General features: G+C 71.8%; 22 protein-coding genes. 15 read left to right on the top strand and 7 right to left on the bottom strand.

Translation table 11 applies throughout. The annotated features are described in order from the left end of the window. Window positions 1-26: 26 nt before the first annotated feature. A complete protein-coding gene (gene sigJ / locus IEZ27_RS46015; protein ID WP_189653024.1) occupies window positions 27-899 on the bottom strand; it encodes an RNA polymerase sigma factor SigJ in 873 nt (290 codons plus the stop codon). Between the two features lie 129 nt (window positions 900-1,028). On the opposite strand from sigJ, the gene IEZ27_RS46010 reads away from it, so the two are divergent. Together IEZ27_RS46010 and IEZ27_RS46005 are read left to right on the top strand one after the other, a co-directional pair. Then, window positions 1,029-1,547, top strand: coding sequence for a VOC family protein (locus tag IEZ27_RS46010; protein WP_189653023.1), 519 nt, complete (start codon window positions 1,029-1,031; stop codon window positions 1,545-1,547). A gap of 28 nt (window positions 1,548-1,575) precedes the next feature. Then, window positions 1,576-2,394, top strand: a complete 819-nt coding sequence (locus tag IEZ27_RS46005; RefSeq protein WP_229824951.1) for a MerR family transcriptional regulator — start codon at window positions 1,576-1,578, stop codon at window positions 2,392-2,394. Between the two features lie 26 nt (window positions 2,395-2,420). On the opposite strand, the gene IEZ27_RS46000 is transcribed toward IEZ27_RS46005, so the two are convergent. Further along, window positions 2,421-2,735, bottom strand: a complete 315-nt coding sequence (locus IEZ27_RS46000) for a hypothetical protein (protein ID WP_189653022.1) — start codon at window positions 2,733-2,735, stop codon at window positions 2,421-2,423. Between the two features lie 63 nt (window positions 2,736-2,798). Beyond that, window positions 2,799-3,422 carry a TetR/AcrR family transcriptional regulator gene (locus tag IEZ27_RS45995; RefSeq protein WP_189653021.1) on the bottom strand — a complete coding sequence of 208 codons (624 nt, stop codon included), beginning with the start codon at window positions 3,420-3,422 and terminating at the stop codon, window positions 2,799-2,801. A 46-nt stretch (window positions 3,423-3,468) separates the two neighbouring features. On the opposite strand from IEZ27_RS45995, the gene IEZ27_RS45990 reads away from it, so the two are divergent. The 11 genes from IEZ27_RS45990 (at window position 3,469) to IEZ27_RS45940 (ending at window position 11,842) form a co-directional block, all read left to right on the top strand. After that, window positions 3,469-4,335, top strand: coding sequence for a CPBP family intramembrane glutamic endopeptidase (locus IEZ27_RS45990; protein WP_229824950.1), 867 nt, complete (start codon window positions 3,469-3,471; stop codon window positions 4,333-4,335). A gap of 64 nt (window positions 4,336-4,399) precedes the next feature. After that, complete coding sequence (locus IEZ27_RS45985) at window positions 4,400-4,915, top strand: hypothetical protein (RefSeq protein ID WP_189653019.1); 516 nt, start codon at window positions 4,400-4,402, stop codon at window positions 4,913-4,915. 45 nt (window positions 4,916-4,960) lie between these two features. After that, window positions 4,961-5,764 (top strand): hypothetical protein, encoded by an 804-nt coding sequence (locus IEZ27_RS45980; RefSeq protein ID WP_189653018.1) that lies wholly within the window; start codon window positions 4,961-4,963, stop codon window positions 5,762-5,764. A gap of 81 nt (window positions 5,765-5,845) precedes the next feature. Then, entirely contained in the window at window positions 5,846-6,277 is a 432-nt protein-coding gene (locus IEZ27_RS45975) for a hypothetical protein (RefSeq protein ID WP_189653017.1), read from the top strand. Window positions 6,278-6,457: 180 nt separating this feature from the next. Continuing rightward, window positions 6,458-6,853, top strand: coding sequence for a hypothetical protein (locus tag IEZ27_RS45970; protein WP_189653016.1), 396 nt, complete (start codon window positions 6,458-6,460; stop codon window positions 6,851-6,853). A gap of 34 nt (window positions 6,854-6,887) precedes the next feature. Further along, window positions 6,888-7,199 (top strand): hypothetical protein, encoded by a 312-nt coding sequence (locus tag IEZ27_RS45965; RefSeq protein WP_229824949.1) that lies wholly within the window; start codon window positions 6,888-6,890, stop codon window positions 7,197-7,199. A gap of 84 nt (window positions 7,200-7,283) precedes the next feature. Beyond that, a complete protein-coding gene (trpM, locus tag IEZ27_RS45960) occupies window positions 7,284-7,448 on the top strand; it encodes a tryptophan biosynthesis modulator TrpM (protein WP_185844764.1) in 165 nt (54 codons plus the stop codon). A gap of 199 nt (window positions 7,449-7,647) precedes the next feature. Further along, on the top strand, window positions 7,648-8,883 hold the full coding sequence (trpB, locus tag IEZ27_RS45955) for a tryptophan synthase subunit beta (protein WP_189653015.1): 1,236 nt from the start codon (window positions 7,648-7,650) through the stop codon (window positions 8,881-8,883). After that, entirely contained in the window at window positions 8,880-9,695 is an 816-nt protein-coding gene (trpA, locus tag IEZ27_RS45950) for a tryptophan synthase subunit alpha (RefSeq protein WP_189653014.1), read from the top strand. Before trpB ends, trpA begins: the two co-directional genes overlap by 4 nt. A gap of 126 nt (window positions 9,696-9,821) precedes the next feature. After that, a complete protein-coding gene (locus IEZ27_RS54530) occupies window positions 9,822-11,288 on the top strand; it encodes an Ig-like domain-containing protein (RefSeq protein ID WP_229824948.1) in 1,467 nt (488 codons plus the stop codon). Between the two features lie 101 nt (window positions 11,289-11,389). Continuing rightward, window positions 11,390-11,842, top strand: a complete 453-nt coding sequence (locus IEZ27_RS45940) for a Rossmann-fold NAD(P)-binding domain-containing protein (RefSeq protein ID WP_189653013.1) — start codon at window positions 11,390-11,392, stop codon at window positions 11,840-11,842. Between the two features lie 7 nt (window positions 11,843-11,849). Here IEZ27_RS45940 and IEZ27_RS45935 read toward each other — a convergent pair whose 3' ends face one another. Further along, entirely contained in the window at window positions 11,850-13,400 is a 1,551-nt protein-coding gene (locus IEZ27_RS45935) for an alpha/beta hydrolase (RefSeq protein WP_229824947.1), read from the bottom strand. A gap of 111 nt (window positions 13,401-13,511) precedes the next feature. Further along, window positions 13,512-14,081: a TetR/AcrR family transcriptional regulator gene (locus tag IEZ27_RS45930; protein ID WP_189653012.1), complete on the bottom strand. Its 570-nt coding sequence runs from the start codon at window positions 14,079-14,081 to the stop codon at window positions 13,512-13,514. Window positions 14,082-14,149: 68 nt separating this feature from the next. On the opposite strand from IEZ27_RS45930, the gene IEZ27_RS45925 reads away from it, so the two are divergent. Continuing rightward, entirely contained in the window at window positions 14,150-15,319 is a 1,170-nt protein-coding gene (locus tag IEZ27_RS45925) for an FAD-dependent monooxygenase (protein WP_189653011.1), read from the top strand. A 13-nt stretch (window positions 15,320-15,332) separates the two neighbouring features. On the opposite strand, the gene IEZ27_RS45920 is transcribed toward IEZ27_RS45925, so the two are convergent. Next, entirely contained in the window at window positions 15,333-15,938 is a 606-nt protein-coding gene (locus IEZ27_RS45920) for a TetR/AcrR family transcriptional regulator (RefSeq protein WP_189653010.1), read from the bottom strand. A 144-nt stretch (window positions 15,939-16,082) separates the two neighbouring features. On the opposite strand from IEZ27_RS45920, the gene IEZ27_RS45915 reads away from it, so the two are divergent. After that, window positions 16,083-17,480: an MFS transporter gene (locus tag IEZ27_RS45915; RefSeq protein ID WP_229824946.1), complete on the top strand. Its 1,398-nt coding sequence runs from the start codon at window positions 16,083-16,085 to the stop codon at window positions 17,478-17,480. Here the strand turns inward: IEZ27_RS45915 and IEZ27_RS45910 are convergent. Then, the gene (locus IEZ27_RS45910; RefSeq protein WP_189653009.1) at window positions 17,440-18,414 is read right to left on the bottom strand and encodes a lytic transglycosylase domain-containing protein; all 975 of its coding nucleotides are present in this window, start codon (window positions 18,412-18,414) and stop codon (window positions 17,440-17,442) included. The genes IEZ27_RS45915 and IEZ27_RS45910 overlap by 41 nt on opposite strands. Window positions 18,415-18,745: the final 331 nt, after the last annotated feature.

Below are 18,745 nucleotides of genomic sequence, written 5' to 3'. Positions count from 1 at the left end.
GGCGGCAGGGAGACAAGACAGCGGGCTCAGGTGTGACCGATGTGCGCGAACTTCTCCGGATTGGCCAGTCGCCGCCAGGTCGTGATCCGCCCGTCGGCGATCTCCAGGGTGTCGAGCCAGACCAGTCGGCCACCGCGGTACGTCGCCAGGGCCGGCTGACCGTTCACCTCGATGATCTGGAACGCGTCGGGACGCCTGATCTCGATCTGCCTGACCGCCAGCAGGGCGATCGGCGCGGCGCCCTGGACCGGCCTGCGCGCGGCGGTCACCTTGCCGCCGCCGTCGGCGACATAGACGGCCTCGGGGTGCAGCAGTTCGACGAGCTCGGCCAGGTTCCCCGCGTCGGCGGCCGCCTTGAACGCCTTGAGCAGGCGTTCGGTCTCGGCCCTGGACGCCCGAGGGCGTTCCTTGACCGCGGCGACCCGCGCCCGCGCGCGGGAGGCGAGCTTGCGGCCGGCGGCGGGTGTGCTGCCGAGCACCTCGGCGATCCGGTCGAACGGGAAGTCGAAGACGTCGTGCAGCACCAGCGCGACGCGCTCGGCCGGGGAGAGCGTCTCCATGACCACCAGCATCGCGGTGCTCACCGACTCGTCCATGAGCACCTGAGCGGCGGCGTCGGGCCCGGTCAGCAGCGGTTCGGGCAACCAGGGGCCGACGTAGGACTCCCGCCGGACACGCGCCGACTTGAGCACGTTGTACGACCCCCGCGCGGCCAGGGTCACCAGCCAGGCCCGCAGATCACGTACCTCGGACAGGTCGGCGGCGGCGGCGCGCAACCAGACTTCCTGCACCACGTCCTCGGCCTCGGCCACGCTGCCGAGGATCCGGTAGGCCGCCCCGAAGACGGCGGGGCGATGTGCCTGCCAGTCGGCCTCCGCGAACGCGTCGGTCGGCGCCACCCTCGGCCTCCTGCCTTCTCGGATCAGTGCTCGACCGTCGATCTTAGGCTCCCGGCGTCACCCGGGCCGCCGCGGCCTGCGCCGGAACGGATTTGACCCTTACGTCGCGTCAGGCAGCACGCTGAACGCATGACCGACTACTACCCGGCATTCGAGATCAGCCCTGTCCCTCCGCCCGGGCCCGACGCGACGCCACCTGAGATCTACCGCGGCATCTACGGGATGCCGATGTTCGTCACCGTGCCGACGCCGGACCTGACCGAGTCCGTGAACTTCTGGACCCAAGGGCTCGGCTTCGTCGACCTGTTCACGGTACCGGGCCAGGTCACGCATGTTCGACGGTGGGCGTTCCAGGACGCTCTGCTCGTCCCGGTCGATGCCCTGCCGGCCCTCGCGACGGTGAGCATCGGCTTCAGTTGCGTGCTGAGCCAGGTCGACGAGATCGCGCGGGCGTGCACCGCGCTGGTGCCCGGATGTACGACGGGACCGCGGAAGACTCCGTGGAACACCGTGGAACTGGAAGTGATCACGCCGGAGAACGCCCGCGTGATCATGACCGCCGCCCGTCCCTTCGACCCCGACAGCGCAGAGGCACGCCACCTCGAAGAGAACGGCTACCTGCTCCCGCAGGGGGGTGAAACCGCCTAGGTCAGACGTGCATGTAAGACTCGACGGCGTGACCAGCACCGCGATGGACGATGCCGCGGAGCCCGGCGGACTGACCGTCGGGGCCGTGGCGTCGCACGTGGGGGTCACCGTCCGCACCCTCCACCATTGGGACGCGATCGGGCTCGTCCGGCCGTCGGGGCGGACCGCCGGGGGGTACCGGCTCTACTCCGCGGCCGACGTCGCACGTATCCACCGGGTGCTCATCTACCGAGAGCTCGGTCTGCCGCTCGACGACATCGGTGAACTTCTCGATGCTCCGACGGTCGACGTGACCGTACCGCTGAGGCAACAGCGGGCCCAGCTCCTCGATCGCATCTCCCGCCTGCAGTCGATGGTCGACGCGGTCGATCGCATGATCGAAGCCGCCCGCGCCGGCATTCTGCTCTCCGCGGAGGAACAGGTCGAGATCTTCGGGCAGCGCTGGAAGCCGTCACTGGCAGCGGGCGCACGTGACCGGTGGGGCGAGACGGCCCAATGGGCCCAGTACGCCGAGCGCGCCGCCGGCATGACCCCCGAGGACTGGCGGCAGGTCGCCCACAACGTCGAGACGCTTGAGCAGGACCTGGCGGCAGCCAAGCGCGCCGGGGTCAGGCCGGGCAGTGCCGGAGCCAACGCCCTGGCGGAACGGCACAGGGCCTCCATCGACGCGTACTTCGACTGCAGCCTTTCCATGCACGTCTGCATGGGGAGGATGCTCGCCGCCGATCCCGGATTCACGGCGTACTACGACGCGATCGAGCCAGGTCTGGCCGTCTGGCTCCGCGACGTCATCGACGCCAATGCCCGCGATCGCGGCATCGACCCGGAATCGGCGACCTGGACCTGACGTACGCGCGTTCGTCGTCCCACCCGTCACGGAAGGCGTGGCGTATGGGGCTCCAGGGCGGTGAGGTCGATGTCCGCCGCCAAGGCTCTGCCGTAGAGCCGTTCGTCCTCGGCCTGCGGCACCCCGGCCGCCAGGGCACGCCGGTAGACCTCGCCGGCCTGCGGCAGAGGAGCGAAACCGGCGGAGTGCGCCGTCGTACTCACCCACAGCCACGCCGGACCCGGAACGTACAGGCAGACGGCGTACGGGCGGTGAGCCCGCTGATGGCCCGCTTCCCGGTACGGGCGCTGCTGTGTCCCGGCCTTCTGACGATCGCGGCCGGGCTCGTCCTGCTTCGTCACCGCCGACAGCACGGCGCCCCTCGGCGCAGACCTCGCCGCCGCACACCAAGGACTGTGCCGCAGTCACTCGGCGGACGGCTCGCCGAGGCGGCACAGCTCTTCGTGGACCATCCGGCGTACGGCTTGGGGCGTGAAGTTGTGCGGGTAGGCCGCTGTCTGAAGCGTCAGGCCGTCCATGAACACGTGCAGTCGCATGGCCTGTCCCTCCAGCCCGGCGTCGCCGAACTCCTGCCCTATACGGGTGGGGAGCGGCAGGCCGTGGCGGAAGGCGACCGCCAGGCGGCAGATGTGGCGTTCGCCCGCCCAGCCCGCGCGGCGTTGCTCCGCCATCGACTCATCCATACGCGAACGCACCAGGCACGCCAGCCATACGTCCACCTCGACGCGGCGGTCGTCGTCGAGCGGAAGCATCTCTTCGAGGATGAGCTGGGCACGCCGCATGCCCGACAGCTCCGCGTCGAGGTGGCCGATGATGCGTTTGGTGACACTTCTGGCGACCGCCTCGGCCGCGAAGCTGAGCAGGCCGCGCTGATTGTCGAAGTAGTGGCGCAGTCCGCCGACCGAGATGCCCGCCGCTTCGGCGACCCTGCGGACCGTGGCCCCTTCGATCCCCTCCCGGCTGATGATCTCCCACACGACCCGGACCAGTTCCTCGCGCCGCTGCTCATGGTCCACGACTTTGGGCATGAGGGTTATTACAGCACACCTGTACGGTTTCCTATACAGTACAAGCGTGCGAAATAAACCAGGTAGTCCAGCCTTAGGTCTGAGCGTCCTGCTCGCCGGCCTGGCCCTGATCGCCGCATCGGTACTGTGGCTGGTACTGAACGGCGCCACCGACATCCGCTACTCGGCCGATCACGCCGGCACCATCCCCATGTGGCACCGCTGGATCCCGGCCCTCGCCGGGCTGGTGCTCATCCGGCTGCTGCCGCCCAGGACGACTCCTGTCGACGCCACACCGCCAGGCCGTGGGGTTCGCCTCCAGGCCGTCGTCCTCCTGGGGGCGGCCGTGGTCTTCGCCATGGCGCTACGGTTGGCGGGCGGCGGCGAACCGGCCCACACGCTGCTGAAACTCGGCCTGCTGCTCGCCGTGCCCGTACTGCTGTTCTGGTTGTCGCGGCGCGATTCCGCAGCTCGGGACCTCTTCCACGAACGGCCCGCGGCCTGGCGTCACTACGGCCCCATCGCGCCGGTCGCACTCTGGCTGGCTCTCACCTTCGCGGGCCCGCTGGCCGAGCCGCCCAGCGACTACGCCGCGACCGTCGATCCCGTCACGCTCCTGGTCACCGTCGTCGTGGTGTTCCTCGTCAACAGCCTGCTCGAAGAGGTCTTCTACCGGCGCTGGCTGCAGACCCGATGGGAGCGCGTCCTCGGCCCCTGGCCCGCCATCGTGCTGGCCTCCCTGCTCTGGGCGGCCTGGCACATCGGCATCCAGGGCACGGGGAACCTTCCCGCGGATCTCGCCTCGGCATTCGCCAACCAGGGCGTGCAGGGGCTGTTCCTCGGCTACCTGTGGAGCCGGTACCGGCAGATGTGGCCCATCCTCGTGGTCCACGGCGCCATGAACGCCGCCCCCATCCTGCTGGGGATGTTCTGACGCCGGCCGCCGCAATCCGTGCATCGTCAAGGCGCCTGATCCGGATATCGGGCAAGATCGCCACATGCGCCTGACTCGCCAGCCCCTCGCGCTGTCCTTCAGCGGAGCCGTCGGACTCGCCTCGCTCCTGACGCTCTTCGAGGCGAGCGCTCCCGGCCTGTCCGTCTGGGCATTGGGGTTGGCGCTGTACTGGCTGGTGCTGGCCGTCGCCTGGGCGTGGCTGTCGGGCCGGTGGGCGGGGTCGTCCTGGAGGTTCGTCCCGCTTGCCCTGGTGTTGGGGACCGTGCTGCTGGTCGCGGTCGATGCGCCCCTTCATGCACGTTTCGCCCTGTCGGAGCCGAGCATGGAGCGGTACGCCCGGTCGGTGCGCAGCGACTACGGCAGCCATCGATGGTGGGGCCTGTACCGGGTGGGCGAGGTGGAGAAGATCCACGGGGGAGCGCGGTTCATGGTCACATCGCTCACGCTGGACTGGAAGAGCTACGGCTTCGCCTACAGCCCGGGTCGGGCGCCGGACCCCGCAGAAGGAAGCTACGAACACTTCACCGGCCATTGGTACATCTGGACCGACGGCCCCTGAGTCCCAAAAATCGTTCCCATCCCCCTCGAACCTCAGGAAGCGTCCGTGTCACGTCGTCACCGTTCGGCCCTGCCCGCCCTGCTCGTCACCGGCCTGTACGGTGCCGCGCTGACCGCCGCCCTCCTCGTCACCCTGATCTCCGGGGACCTCGGCCCGCTGTGGTGGCCAACGCTGTTCACGACCGTGAGCGAAGGCGTCGCGGCGACCGGGCTGAACCTGCTCCTCCTGGTCCTGGCCGGGCTGTCGTGGGCGTGGGGGATCTGGCAGGTCCTGCGCGGGCCGCTGGCGGGGCCGCCGCCTGAGCAGGACCGGGACACCCGGCGGTTGCGCGTGGCGCTCTACGCCGCGACGGCCACGACCTGGCTGCTCCACGTCACCGAGCCGTGGATCCCGGCGGACACGACCGTGCTCGACTCCGCGGTGATGTGCGTGGTCGTCCTGCTGTTCATGCGGGTGCTGGGCCGCGACCGGCAGTACATGCGGGGCGCGGGCGTGCTGGGGTACGGCGGATTCACCGTCATCGGCGTGCTCGACCTCGCCGGCTGGACGGTCCCGGACGGGGTGGAGCTGATCTGCGGCCTGGCCGGACTGGCCTGGACGGCACTGGTCCTGCGCGCCCAGTGGGACGACGACCGCTGGGGTACGGCGACCGTCGCGTACGGCATCGCCGCCCTGGTGGTGCCGATCCTGCTGATGCTGGCGGCATTGCCGTTCGCGGACGACGGGTGGGCCGTCGAGGCGCTCGGTGTGGTCTCAAGCGTCCTGATCATGATCTGGATGGCCCGTACCGCGCACGACCTCGCCGCCCCGAGTGACCGGCCCGCCGTCCGGACCACGTCGGCGGCATGAGCCGCCGAGCGGCAGCGCGCGTCGTTTTGGCAAGGTACGCACGGGTACGCACGTCATGAAATCGCAGCTCATCCCGGGGGTGTGAACGACGGATCAGTGCTCATCGCGGTCCACGAAGGACCCCGGTGCCTGCCCGGCCTTCGCGGCCGTCCGGAGCTGACCGTCATCTCCGTCGAACGAGCCAAGGAGCACCGCGTGGGAGAGCAGCCGTACCTGCAGATCGAGATCCTGGACCCGCCGGCCATCGAGGACCTGATCGGCAAGGTGGAGAACGTCGCCGCCCAGCCCGGCGCCGCCGACCGCGTCAGGGAGTGGCGCGCCGAGCACGGCACCGAGCGCGCCACGCCGCTGGCCCGGTCGTTCGTCGTCGTCGGTCCGACGCTGATGTTCCTGCACCCGTGTCCGGACGGTGTCGTCCTGCCGTTCGCGGCGTATCCCGACGGGACGGTGAAGGTCTACACCGACCCGGAACACGCCGGTCTGAGCTTCTACCGGGACGGTGATCCCGCGTAGCCGCCCGACGCCCCTCCTGTCTCGGGGTGTTAGTTCGGTGCCACCTTTTCGGAGCGTCGGCCTTACTTCGGCGCTATAGCTACACTGAGTAACTGATCGCTACTTTCGGTAATCGGCGTTCGACGGGCGGTGAGCCCGCTCGGCCGCCCGTTCCCCCCGATGCGATCAGGAGGCATTCGTATGCGCAAGATGACCACTGTGGTGCTGGCCGGCCTCGCGACCGGCGTCCTCGGCATGGGCGGGGCCGTCGCCGCCTATGCCGCCCTGGGCGGCGCCCAGGGCCCCGGCGTCCGTGCCGCCGCCGTCGTCAACGCCAATGGCAGCGTGGTCCGTTCGAAGGGGGTCACCGGCGTCCGGAAGCTCTCCACCGGCCAGTACTGCATCGAGCTCGACTCCGACTACGACGCCGCGCGCAGCGTGCCGGTCGCCACCAAGCGCTGGGGCGCGCCTTGGAACTCGACCGTGTTCGTCGACGCCGACACCACCGCCTGCGGCAGTGCCGACCGCCACGTCTTCGTCGCCGGCGGCAACAACGGCGCCAACGCCGACCTGCCCTTCCACGTGATCGTGCCCTGAGCCCACGAGTTCCAGCCGACTTCAGGAGTACCGCATGCGATCTCGTCCCAGCTCCGCCGCCGCCCTGCTCATCGTGGGCATGGCCGTCACGCTGACGGCCGCCGCCCTCCCCGCACAGGCCGCCACGGGCCAGGTGGTCGTCTTCTCGACCGAGTTCCAGCCGCTGGACGTCTACGACAACCCCACCCGCTGCACCAAGCTGCCCCTGGCCGCGCACACGCTGAACAACCAGACCGACGGCGACGTCACGTTGTACGGCGACCCCATGTGCATGAGGGCGGTCGTCACCGTCCGGCCCGGTCACGGCTCACACGTCCCGCCCATGTCCGGCAGCTTCCGCGCCTGACAACCCGTCCGGACGCGTTCCGGAAGCCACGCCCTCTCCGGGGGGCGTGGCGGGATCCGGACGGGAGGAGGTATGGTCGGGGACATGCCGATCTCCGCTCGCCTCGCCGCCGGGTGCCGCCCGCGTGGCTGCCGGGCGCCCGCGCGGCGGGTCCACGGTCGGCGGGTCCGCTACACGATCGGCTCCGACCCCGGTCAGGTCAACGGCATGCGATGGCTTCGCGCGCCGCGTACGGCACAGGGCCTCTAGCAACAGCTCACGTTTCCGCCTCTGTGCCCGGGCGTTCTCCGGCACCGTCCCACGATCGGCCTCAGGCCGTCCGGACGCGCGCCGTCGTCCGGACAGAAGGAGCGCGGGAGGGCGGCCCGGCCGGTTGCGCGGCAGACGCGACCCTGACCACCACTAGCCGGACGCCCGGGGCGCCCGCCCCCGGCGCAGGAGCTGTCGCATGCCCACCCAACACTTCATCCCGGCCCCTCGGGGCCACGCGCCCGACCCCGAAGGCTACTTCGGCGCGTACGGCGGCGCCTTCATCCCCGAGGCCCTCGTCGCGGCCGTGGACGAGGTAGCCGCCGCATACGCCCAGGCCGGCGTGGACCCCCGGTTCATCGACGAACTCGGGACCCTGCTCGCCCACTACACCGGCCGGCCGACCCCGCTCACCGAAGTGCCGCGATTCGCCCGGCACGCCGGTGACGCCCGGGTGCTGCTCAAACGAGAAGACCTCAACCACACCGGCTCGCACAAGATCACGAACGCGCTTGGCCAGGCCCTCCTCACCCGGCGCATGGGCAAGACGCGCGTGATCGCCGAGACGGGCGCCGGTTCGCACGGTGTCGCCACCGCCACCGCGTGCGCCCTGTTCGGCCTCGAATGCGTCATCTACATGGGTGAGGTCGACATGCGGCGCCAGGCACCCAACGTCGCCCGTATGCGGATGCTCGGCGCGCAGATCATTCCCGTCACCACGGGCGCCCGTACCCTCAAGGACGCCATCAACGAGGCGTTCCGCGACTGGGTCGCCAACACCGGGACCACCCACTACCTGTTCGGCACCGCCGCGGGCCCGCACCCCTTCCCGGCGATGGTCCGCGACTTCCAGCGCGTCATCGGCGTCGAGGCCCGCCGCCAGACACTGGAACGCACCGGCCGCCTGCCCGACGCCGCCGTCGCCTGCGTCGGCGGGGGATCCAACGCCCTGGGCCTGTTCCACGCCTTCCTCCCGGACGCCGGCGTACGGCTCATCGGCTGCGAAGCCGCCGGGCACGGCATCGGGACGGGCAAGCACGCCGCCACCCTGTCCGGCGGCGAACCCGGCATCCTGCACGGCTCCCGCTCCTTCGTTCTGCAGGACGAAGAAGGCCAGATCACCGAACCCCACTCCATCTCCGCCGGACTCGACTATCCCGGCATCGGCCCCGAGCACGCCCACCTGCACGACCTCGGCCGCGCCGAATACCTGCCCGTCACCGACGACGAGGCCATGCAGGCGTTCCTGCTGCTGACCCGTACGGAAGGCGTCATCCCGGCCATCGAGAGCGCCCACGCCCTGGCCGGAGCCCTCCGGCTCGGCCGCCGGCTCGGACCGGACGCCCTGATCCTGGTCAACCTCTCCGGCCGCGGCGACAAGGACATGGACACCGCCGCCCGCTACTTCGACCTGTACGACGAGGAGTCACGATGAGCGGCGCCGTCCACCTGCTGGCCGACACCTTCGCCCGCGTCAGTGCCGAGGACCGGGCCGCCCTCGTCGCCTACCTCCCCGCGGGGTTCCCCACGGTCGAGGCCGGCATCGAGGCGGCCGTCACCGTCCTGCGGTCCGGGGCCGACATCCTTGAGATCGGACTGCCGCACAGCGACCCCGTCCTGGACGGTCCCGTCATCCAGACCGCCGACGACATCGCCCTGCGCGGCGGCCTGAAGATCGCCGACGTCATCCGGACCGTCGAACGGGCCCATGCCGCGACGGGCAAACCCATCCTGGTCATGACGTACTGGAATCCCGTCGCCCGGTACGGCGTCGAACGGTTCGCCGCCGAGCTCGCCGCGGCCGGTGGCGCCGGTTGCATCCTGCCCGACCTGCCCGTCCAAGAGTCGGCGGCCTGGCGCGAACAGGCCGCCGCACACGGCCTGGCCACCGTCTTCGTCGTCGCCCCCAGCACCACGGACGAACGGCTCGCGCGCATCACCGCCGCCACCACCGGGTTCGTCTACGCGGCCGCCCTCATGGGTGTCACGGGCACCCGCGACACGGTCGACTCGGCCGCGGCCGGGCTGGTCGGGCGTACCAGGGCGGTCACCGGGCTGCCCGTCTGCGTGGGGATCGGCGTGTCGGGGCCCGACCGGGCCGCCGAGCTCGCCGGGTTCGCCGACGGCGTGATCGTCGGCACGGCCCTCGTCAAGACCCTCCTCGACGCCCCCGACCACACCACCGGGCTCACGGCCCTGGCCGCTCTCACCGCGGAGCTCGCCCGTAGCGTCCGCAGGGAAAGGTAGGCCCGCGCCGCGGCACCCCGGCCCGTAGGGACCGGTGGTGCCGCGGTCGCGCCGGATGCGGGCGATCGCTTGCGCACACCTCGCTGTTACGGATAGTTATTTGCCATCCACTTACAGTAAGGATGCGTGTTGAAGCCCACCGCACCCCCCGCGCGTCGCCGTACGCGCCGAGCCATCGTCGCGGCGACGGGAACCGTCGCCGCGATGCTCACGTTCTCCCTGGTCACGGCAGCTCCCGCGACCTCCGCCGCGCACGACGGCGTACGCACGCGCGTGCACCACGCCAGTAGCGCGCCCTGCGTCCGCCAGGGACAGGCCGACTACCCGGTCGAGTACTACTGGAAGAACGCCCTCGGCATGCGCCTCGGCCACGGGACGATCTCCGTCGTCACCTCCCCGCCCCTGTGGGGCGGTCAGATCGCGCCGGGCAGCACCTTCACCCTCACCATGACCCACCGCACGGCGCAGTGGCCGCTGCTGGTACGCACCTACACCACCACCTGGGACGTGTCGTCGCTGGTGGCCAACGCCGACGTCGTCGCCCAGTCGGGGGCCGGCAACATCAGCGGCAACACCCTGACGATCCCCTCGACCGGCAACAAGACCGACCCCGCGCCCAAGGTCATCACGTTCCGGGTGAAGCAGGGCACCGTCGGGCGCGCCATGACCATCCGGCCGAGCGGCATCAGCAGCGTCGTCGCGTTCCCGGGCCAGCTCGGCAACAACACCGCGGCCCCGCCCATTCAGATCGTCAGCGGGAACTCCATCTTGCCCACCAACGCCGTCGACGACACCGCCACCACCACCCAGGACACGCCCGTCACGGTGCCCGTCCTGGCCAACGACACCGGGACGGCGCCGGTGATCAGCGGGGTCGCCCAGCCCGCCAACGGCACGGTCACCGTCTCCGGCGACAAGCTGATCTACACCCCGGACAAGGGCCGCGCCGGCACCGACACCTTCACGTACACGATCGAGACCGCCTGCGGCACCAGCACCGCGACGGTCACCGTCACCGTCGAGTGCACCCGCGAGCCCGTCAACCTGGTCAACGGCAGTTTCGAGGCGCCTCCCGTGGCCCGCTACGACTGGGACATCCCCGACGCCTCCACCAACCCCGCCGTCGGCTGGCACACCACCGCCTCCGACCGCAAGCTGGAGTTCTGGAACAGCACGAGCGGGGTCCCGGCGGCCGACGGCCAGCAGTTCGCCGAGCTCAACGCCAGCGAGGTCTCCACGCTCTACCAGGACGTCCCCACCGTCCCCGGCACCGTGATGACCTGGTCGCTCTACCACCGCGGCCGGGCCGGGACCGACGTGATGCGGGTGCTCATCGGCACCCCGGGCGCCACGGCCCCCCAGAACCCCGACGGGGCCGGCTCGCCCGACCTCTCCGACGGCAACACCGCCTGGGGCCACTACACCGGCACCTACGTCGTCCCCGCCGGGCAGACCGTCACCCGCTTCGCCTTCGAGTCGGTGTCGGCCGCCGGAGGCAACCCGGCGATCGGCAACTTTCTCGACGGCGTCGTATTCCAGACCCCGCCGTGCCTGCCCATGACCGCCAGGCTCATCAGGAACGACCGCCCCTGACCGGGACGTTCCGCGCGATGACCGGCGGCCCGGTCTCGCGCGGAACGGCCGCTCACCCGGGGGTGTTCCCCCGGGTGAAGGCCGCCCGGTAGGCGGTCGGCGTGAGGCCGGTCCGGTGCGAGATGTGCCGGCGCAGGGAGTCGGTGGGCGCGCCCGTCTCCTACCCGGGCGACCTGGACGCGCCGCACAGCTGGTCCTACACCGTGGACACGGCCCGTACGCTCATCGCCGCCGCGGGCCACGAGGAGTCCTGGGGACGGGCCTGGCACGTGCCCTCGACCAGCGACCTCCCGGTACGCGAGCTCGCCCACCGGCTCGCCGAGTCGGCCCAGGCGCCCGCTCCGCGGCTGGCCCATATGTTCCTGCGCGAACTTGAGGAGATCGGGCGTACCGACTCCGTCATGGCCGAGTTCCCCGAGATGTTGTACCTGTACGACCGGCCGAACGTCCTCGACGCGTCCTCGACCGTCGACGTGCTCGGCGTGGCGGCCACGCCGCTCGACGACGTCCTGGCGGAGATGGCCGCCGCGGCGAGGACCGTCCAGACCTCGTGAGGTTGGCTCACCGGCGCGGGGCGCCGGCCTTGTCGCAGGCGGTGTCGCCGCCGGGCAGGACGCCGTCCACCAGGTACCGGCCGACGGTGGTGTCGACGCAGGTGTCGCCCGCCGCGAGGTAGGCGCCGTGGCGGAAGGCGCCGCGCAGGGTGACCAGGCGGGAGCCGGTCAGCGCCCGGTGCATGGCCCGCTGGCCGGCGTAGGGGGTGACGGGGTCGCCGTCGGCGGCGACGATCAGCATCGGGGCGTCGTTGCCGATCGTGGTGGGCGCCTCCACCGGTGTGACCGGCCAGAAGGCGCACGGGCTCAGGTTGCGGGTCATCGGCCCGAACAGCGGCTCGTCGGCCCGGTGGGCCTGGATGTCGCGGAAGTACCTCTCCGGGTCCCGGGAGGTGGCCCGGTCGGCGCAGAGGATCGGGGTGCCCGCCCGGTCCTCGGCCGGCCCCGAGCCGGTGAACAGCCCGTCGAGGGTCTCCTTCAGCGACGCAGGGACGGTGACCGCGTCGCCGCGGGCCGCGTCGGCCAGCAGCCGCACCTCGGCGGCGAGGCCGGCGTACGCCTCCTCGCGGTCGTCGTACAGACGGATGAACAGCAGGTAGGGCACGTGCTGGGCGCCGATCCGGTACGCGCCCACCCGCAGCGGGCGCTCGGCGGCGGCCCGGTCGACGCCTTCCACGGTGGCCAGGACCTCGGCCTCGGTGGCGCCCAGGCCGTACTCCTTGTCGCGGGCGGCGGCCCACGAGGCCCAGTGCCTCAGCGCGGCGGTGATCGCCGGGGCGTTCCTGGACAGTAGATCAGGGCCGTAGACGTCCGGGTCGACCGCGCTGTCCAGCACGACCCGGTCGGCCCGGGCGCCGAACATCTGCGTGTAGACGGCGCCCAGGTAGGTGCCGTAGGAGTAGCCGAGGTAGGACAGCCTGGACTCGCCGAGGGCGGCCCGGATGACGTCCATGTCGCGGGCGGTGTTGCGGGTGGAGGCGTACGGCAGCAGGCCCCGATCGCCCTGGGCGCACCCGGCCGCCAGTTCCCTCATGAGGGCCACGCTCTCGTCGAAGGTACGGCGGGTCGGGCCGGCCGACCGGGTCGGGGTGTCGGTCGTCCACCGGCAGCGGATCGGCGTGCTGCGGCCCACGAACCGCGGATCCATGCCGATCAGGTCGTAGCGGGCAGCGACGGCGGGCATGAGCCGGCCGAGGAGCACCCGAGGCAGCCCGCTCCCGCCCGGACCGCCGGGATTGATCAGCAGGACGCCCCTGCGCCTTCCGGGGTCGGTCGCCTTGACCCGTGAGATCGCCACCGAGATCGTCCGTCCCCGCGGCCTGCGGTAGTCCAGCGGGACGGTGACCTCGGCGCACTGCGCGCCCGCCTTGTCCAGCGCCGCGCCGGTCTCGTCGTCCGGTCCGGTCCGGCAGCCGTGCCAGTCGATCGTCTGACGGTGGAACCGGGCGTCGGTCCCGGCGTCACCCGTGACGCTCGCCGACGCCTGGCCGGTGACCGCCATCCCCGCCAGCAGAGTCGCGCCCGTGGCGACGGCCGTGGCGATCTTTCGTACCCGCACAGAGAGCCCCCTTGTCTGATGTTGTCGGCACCGACGCTAGGGTTCCGGGCGGTCGGCCTTGATCGGCCATATGGACGATGGAGATCGACCGTATGGACATTCCCGCGGGAGTCAGGGGGCGGGGCGCAGGCCGTCCAGCAGGACGGTGAGGTAGGCGTCCGTGAGGGCCTGCGACGGCGGGTGGGCGCGCGCGACGGCCAGGGCGGTCTGCCCGATGAGCGTCGTGACGACGGCGGGGTCGAGGTCGGTACGGATCGCGCCCGCGCGCCGCGCGCCCTCGGTCATCTCCTCGACGGCCGCGACCAGGTCGGCGCGCAGCGCGGTGGTGGCGGGCAGGTCCAGGCCGTTCAGCTGGTCGTTGACGGCGTGGTGGGCGCTCTGGAAGGCGATCAGCTCGCGCAGGAAGGTGTGCAGCGCCCGGTACGGCGTGGTCTCGGCGAGCAGGTCGCGGGCACGCCGGACGACGGGTTCGAGCAGGCGGGACACGGCGGCGTCCAGCAGGGCGTCCTTGCCGCCGAACGCGCGTACGACGGTCGCGGCGCCCAGGCCCGCCCGCCTGGCGATGGCCTCGACGGTGAGGGCCGCGCCTGGCTCGGCCAGCAGCGTCATGGCGGCGTCGAGGGCGAGCCGGCGATTGCGTACGGCGTCGGCGCGGCGCCTGGGCTCGGCGGGCGTTGACAAGTGGAATGCCCCTTCCACATACTTAACTGGAACGGTTATTTCAGTTAACTGTAGCGCGAGGAGCCCCCATGAACGAGCGGATCCTGATCTCCGGCGCGAGCATCGCCGGGCTGACCCTGGCTCACTGGCTGACCCGGTACGGCTTCCGGCCCACCGTCGTCGAACGTGCTCCGCGCCCGCGCGGCGGCGGCAACGGGGTGGACGTACGTGACAACGCCGTCGAGGTGGCCGAGCGGATGGGCATCATGCCGCGGGTGCGCGCGCTGGCCACCGACGTGCACGGCATGAAGTTCGTCGACGCCGCGGACCGGCCCGTCGCCCGCGTCGACATCAGGGACCCGCGCTCGGTGGAGATCATGCGCGGCGACCTGGTGGCGCTGCTGGGCGAGGCGGCCGACGCGGAGATCGTGTCCGGGGACTCGATCCGCGAGCTGGAGCAGGACGACGACGGCGTGCGGGTCACCTTCGAGCACGCGCCCGCCCGCACCTTCGACCTGGTCGTCGGCGCCGACGGCATGCACTCCCACGTACGGCGGCTGGCCTTCGGGCCGGAGGAGGAGTTCGTCCAGCACAAGGACCACTACTTCGCCTTCGCCGACGCCGACGCCGCGCTCGGGGAGGACCGCTGGGTCACGATGTTCAACACGCCGGGCCGCATGGCCGGGATCTACCGGTCGGGCAACCACGCCCAGGCCAAGGCGTACTTCATCTTCCGCTCGGCGCCGCTGGACTACGACCACCGGGACGTCGCCGAGCACAAGCGGCTGGTGAGCCGGGTCTTCGGGGGCGAGACGTCCTGGCGTACCCGGGAGCTGCTCGACTCGGCCCTGGCCGACCCCGACTTCTACTTCGACGCCCTGGGCCAGGTGCACATGGACTCGTGGTCGAAGGGCCGGGTCGTGCTCGTCGGCGACGCCGCCTGGTGCGCCTCCCCGGCCTCGGGCGCGGGGGCGGAGCTGGCCCTGGTCGGGGCGTACCGGCTGGCGGGGGAGCTCGCCGCCGCCGGCGGTGACCACCGGATCGCCTTCGCCCGGTACGACGCCGTCCACCGCCCGCTGGTCGAGAAGAAGCAGCAGATCGGCCCGAACGTCCGGCTCATGGTGCCCAGGACCGAGGGCGGGCGGTGTGTCCGAGACGCCCTGGTACGCCTGCCGCTGATGAAGGCCGTCGGCGCGGTGGAACGCCGGGTCCAGGGCAGGAACGCCCGTCCCCTCCCGGAGTACGCCCCGGCCTGGTAGGCCGATCCGGCGGTCAGCGGCGTACCGCGCCCCCGGTGCCACCGGCGGGCAGGATGCCGGCGACCAGGGTGCGCAGCGCGGCCAGAGCCTGGGCGGCGTCGACCCGGTCGGGCGCGAGCAGCCACTGCTGGTGGATGCCGATGCCGGCGCCGACGATCGCGACGGACAACGACTCGACCGGCAGGTCCGGCGGCAGCGGCAGGCGTTCCAGCCAGCTCCGGCAGTGGTCGCGCAGCGTGTTGTGGATCTCTACGTAGCGGTCGCGGATGGGCGAGCCGGGCTCCAGCGCCTCGACCAGGAGCGTGACGAACAACTTGGTGGTCGGGAGGGCGAGCAGCGCGCCCACGCCCAGGTCGATCTGCTCGAAGTCCGGTTCGCCGGCCTGCGGGGCCGCGGCGAGGTTGTCGCGGACCATCGCCACCGAACGTTCGAGCACGGCCAGCAGCAGGCCCTCCTTGCTGCCGAAATGCCACGGGATCGACCCCCGGCTGATGCCGGAGCGGTTCGCCACGTCGATGAAGGTCGTCTGCCGGTAGCCCTTCTCGGCGAACAACTCGGCCGCCGCGTTGAGGATCAGCTCGCGGCTCTCGTTGCTGGTCTGCTCTCGTCGCGTCGCCACGCCACCTCCTCTGTGACGTTGATCCTATTCGATGCCCGCCGACACAGACTTCTGCGTGATCTCCACATCAACCGCGTGAGCCGGGGGCCGTCGCGCGCAAACTTCTTCAAGACCCGGCGGGTGCCGGTGGCCGAGGGTGGGGGCGTGATCGCTCTCGTTCCTCCGCCTACGGGTGTGCGCCGCGCCCCGATGCTCGCCGTACTGCTCACCGGTCAGGTCATGGCCTCCATGGACGGCTCGATCGTGTCGGTGGCCGCCGAGACCATGCGCGCCGACCTGCACGCCGGCGGCACGGCGATCCAACTCATCGTGTCGGGCTATCTCCTGACCGTCGGCGTGCTCCTCGTCACCTGCGCGCGCCTCGGCGACGTCGTCGGGCAACGACGGGCGTTCCTGATCGGGCTGGGCTGGTTCACCGGCGCGTCGCTGCTGTGCGGACTGGCCCCCGACGTCACCGTGCTGGTGGGCGCGCGCGTCGCGCAGGCCATGGGGGCGGCGCTGCTCACCCCGCAGATCTTCTCGCTCATCCAGACGCACTGGGAGGGCACGGCACGCCGCCGGGCGATCGGCCTCTACAGCATGGTGCTCGCTCTGGGGGTCGCGCTGGGCCAGGTCGTCGGCGGGCTGGTCGTCAGCGCCGACCTGTTCGGGCTGTCCTGGCGGCCCGTCTTCCTGATCAACATCCCGATCGGCGTGATCTCGCTGGCCGTGGGCCCGCGCCTGCTGCCGGTCTCCCGCGTGGACGGCCGGGCGCGCCTCGACCCGGGTGGGGTGGCGATCCTGACCGCCGCCATGGCCGCGATCACGGTCCCGCTCATCTTCGGCCGCGACCTCGGCTGGCCCCTCTGGGTGTGGATCTCGCTGGCGTGCGGGGTCGCGCTGGCGGCGGCGTTCGTCCGTCACGAGACCCGGGCGCCGCATCCGCTGCTGGACCTGGCCTCGGTACGGCCGAACGGCGTGAAGCCCGGACTCGCGGCCTGCTGGACCGTCATGGGCTGCTACACCGTCTTCCTGCTGACCCTCACCCTGCACCTCCAGACCGCGCTCGGCCGTTCGCCGCTGGAGGCGGGGCTGGCGTTCGTCCCGTACGCCCTGGGGTTCGGCGCGCTCAGCCTGACCTGGACCCGATATCCGCTGCGGTTGCAGCGGGTCCTGCCGATCGCGGGCCCGATCGCCTTCGCGGCCGGGGCGTGCCTGCTGGTGCTCCTCTGCCGGGACCGGTGGCAGCCGGTCGTGTCCGTGCCGCTGCTGCTCCTGGCCGGAGCCGGGCACGCCGCCGGGTACAGCCCGCTGATCGCGCGGATCACCTCGCTGGTCGAGCCGCGGCTGGCGTCGGCGATCTCGGCGCTGAACTCCACCGGCCCGGTGCTCGCCGGGGTGACCGGCGTCGCCGGGCTCGGGAGCGTCTACTTCGCCGCGCCCACCTCCGCCGACGGTCTCGTACGGGTCGTCGTCGCGGTCGCCGTCCTGCTCGTGGCCGGGGCAGCGGGGGCCGTACGGGCTACTTCGGGCCGGTCAGGCGGCGTTCGCCCGCCGTGGTGAGGACGAAGACCTGCCAGTTGTAGTAGGCGTAGTAGGCGCGCGGGTCGCGTTCGATCTGGCGGGCGTGCAGGAGGACCGCGTCCACGTACGCCTGCGACGGGTTGTAGGCGTGCAGGGCCCGCCGGTAGTCGCGGGGCGCGCCGGAGGCGTGGAGGTAGTTGGCCGCCCCCATGACGGCGTCCCGGGGATCCTGGACGTCGCCGCCCAGCCCGTACGCCCGCCAGGTCGCCGGCATGAACTGCATGGGCCCCTGGGCTCCGGCGTGGCTGTCGGCGCGTACCCGGCCGAACTTGGTCTCGGCGAACATCACCGCCGCCAGCACCTCCCATTTCACCCCGAAACGGCGCTCGGCCCGCTTGAAGTGGCCCAGCAGCTCGGCGGCCGGACGGGCCGGCTGGACCTTGAACACGGCGGACGGCTTGATCGGGCGGGTCAGCGCGAGCAGTTCGCGCAGGGCGGCGACGTTGTCCTTGGCCTGGGCGGCGAGGGCGGCCGGCAGGCGGGCGAAGGCACGGTCGGCCAGGGCGCGGTTGCGGGCGGCATGGCGGTAGAGGCGCTGCTGGTAGAGGGCCAGGAGCTGGACGTCCTGCGGCGGGGCCGCCTTGGCCGGACGCCAGCGGTCGATGGCGGCGTTCAGGGCGGTGGTCGTCTCGCGGAGGGAGGCCGCCAGGCGCGCCGGGTCGGTGGGGAGCGGCGCGCCGGGGGCGGGCAACGTACGGCCGGAGGAGGCGGGGGTGCTCGCCGTCGGCGGCGCGGCGGACGTCGGACTGAGGGTCCCGGAGGCGTCACCCGTCGTTCCTGAGGCGGCCGCGCCGCCGCATCCGCCCACCCCGGCGAGGGCCGCGCCCACCAGCACGAGGCCGGCGAGCGTACGGTCACGGGAGGCGCGGGGCTTCGGCGGGCGGGGGCGGAACGGGCGTCGGAAGTCGTCCATGGTCGGCCAACCTACCTGGATCACGGCCGCGGGCCGCCCCGGGACGCGTACGCTCCCCCGAGCGGCGGCGGGTAGGGGGCACTGCGCCACACCGCCCCGGTCTCGCCCTGCCTCAGGCTGCTCCTCGGACCCGTCACGACAGCGAGCCCGCCGCGACGGGCTCTTTCTCCCTAAGTCATCGACGATTTCACACGATCTCCTTCCACTGAAGCTGAGGCTCTTTGTGGGGAAAGTGCCCGCTTTGACCGTCCGTCTCCAGTGGTTTCCAGCCGATTCCAAGGTCCCGGCGTCAGGGTGATGCCTTTCTGGCCAGTCAGGGCAGCGGAGTCCG

The organism is Nonomuraea spiralis (genome assembly GCF_014648435.1).
GTDB lineage: Bacteria > Actinomycetota > Actinomycetes > Streptosporangiales > Streptosporangiaceae > Nonomuraea > Nonomuraea spiralis.
The sequence above is the reverse complement of the archived record's forward strand: the minus strand, read 5'-3'. Positions and strand labels throughout refer to the sequence as shown.

Bases quoted from the DNA above. Each gene is read 5' to 3' on its own strand.
- IEZ27_RS46010 (WP_189653023.1), top strand. From the start codon at position 1,029: ATGACCGACTACTACCCGGCATTCGAGATCAGCCCTGTCCCTCCGCCC.
- IEZ27_RS45995 (WP_189653021.1), bottom strand. From the start codon at position 3,422: ATGCCCAAAGTCGTGGACCATGAGCAGCGGCGCGAGGAACTGGTCCGG.
- IEZ27_RS45985 (WP_189653019.1), top strand. From the start codon at position 4,400: ATGCGCCTGACTCGCCAGCCCCTCGCGCTGTCCTTCAGCGGAGCCGTC.
- IEZ27_RS45970 (WP_189653016.1), top strand. From the start codon at position 6,458: ATGCGCAAGATGACCACTGTGGTGCTGGCCGGCCTCGCGACCGGCGTC.
- IEZ27_RS45965 (WP_229824949.1), top strand. From the start codon at position 6,888: ATGCGATCTCGTCCCAGCTCCGCCGCCGCCCTGCTCATCGTGGGCATG.
- trpM (WP_185844764.1), top strand. From the start codon at position 7,284: ATGCCGATCTCCGCTCGCCTCGCCGCCGGGTGCCGCCCGCGTGGCTGC.
- trpB (WP_189653015.1), top strand. From the start codon at position 7,648: ATGCCCACCCAACACTTCATCCCGGCCCCTCGGGGCCACGCGCCCGAC.
- trpA (WP_189653014.1), top strand. From the start codon at position 8,880: ATGAGCGGCGCCGTCCACCTGCTGGCCGACACCTTCGCCCGCGTCAGT.
- IEZ27_RS45925 (WP_189653011.1), top strand. From the start codon at position 14,150: ATGAACGAGCGGATCCTGATCTCCGGCGCGAGCATCGCCGGGCTGACC.
- IEZ27_RS45910 (WP_189653009.1), bottom strand. From the start codon at position 18,414: ATGGACGACTTCCGACGCCCGTTCCGCCCCCGCCCGCCGAAGCCCCGC.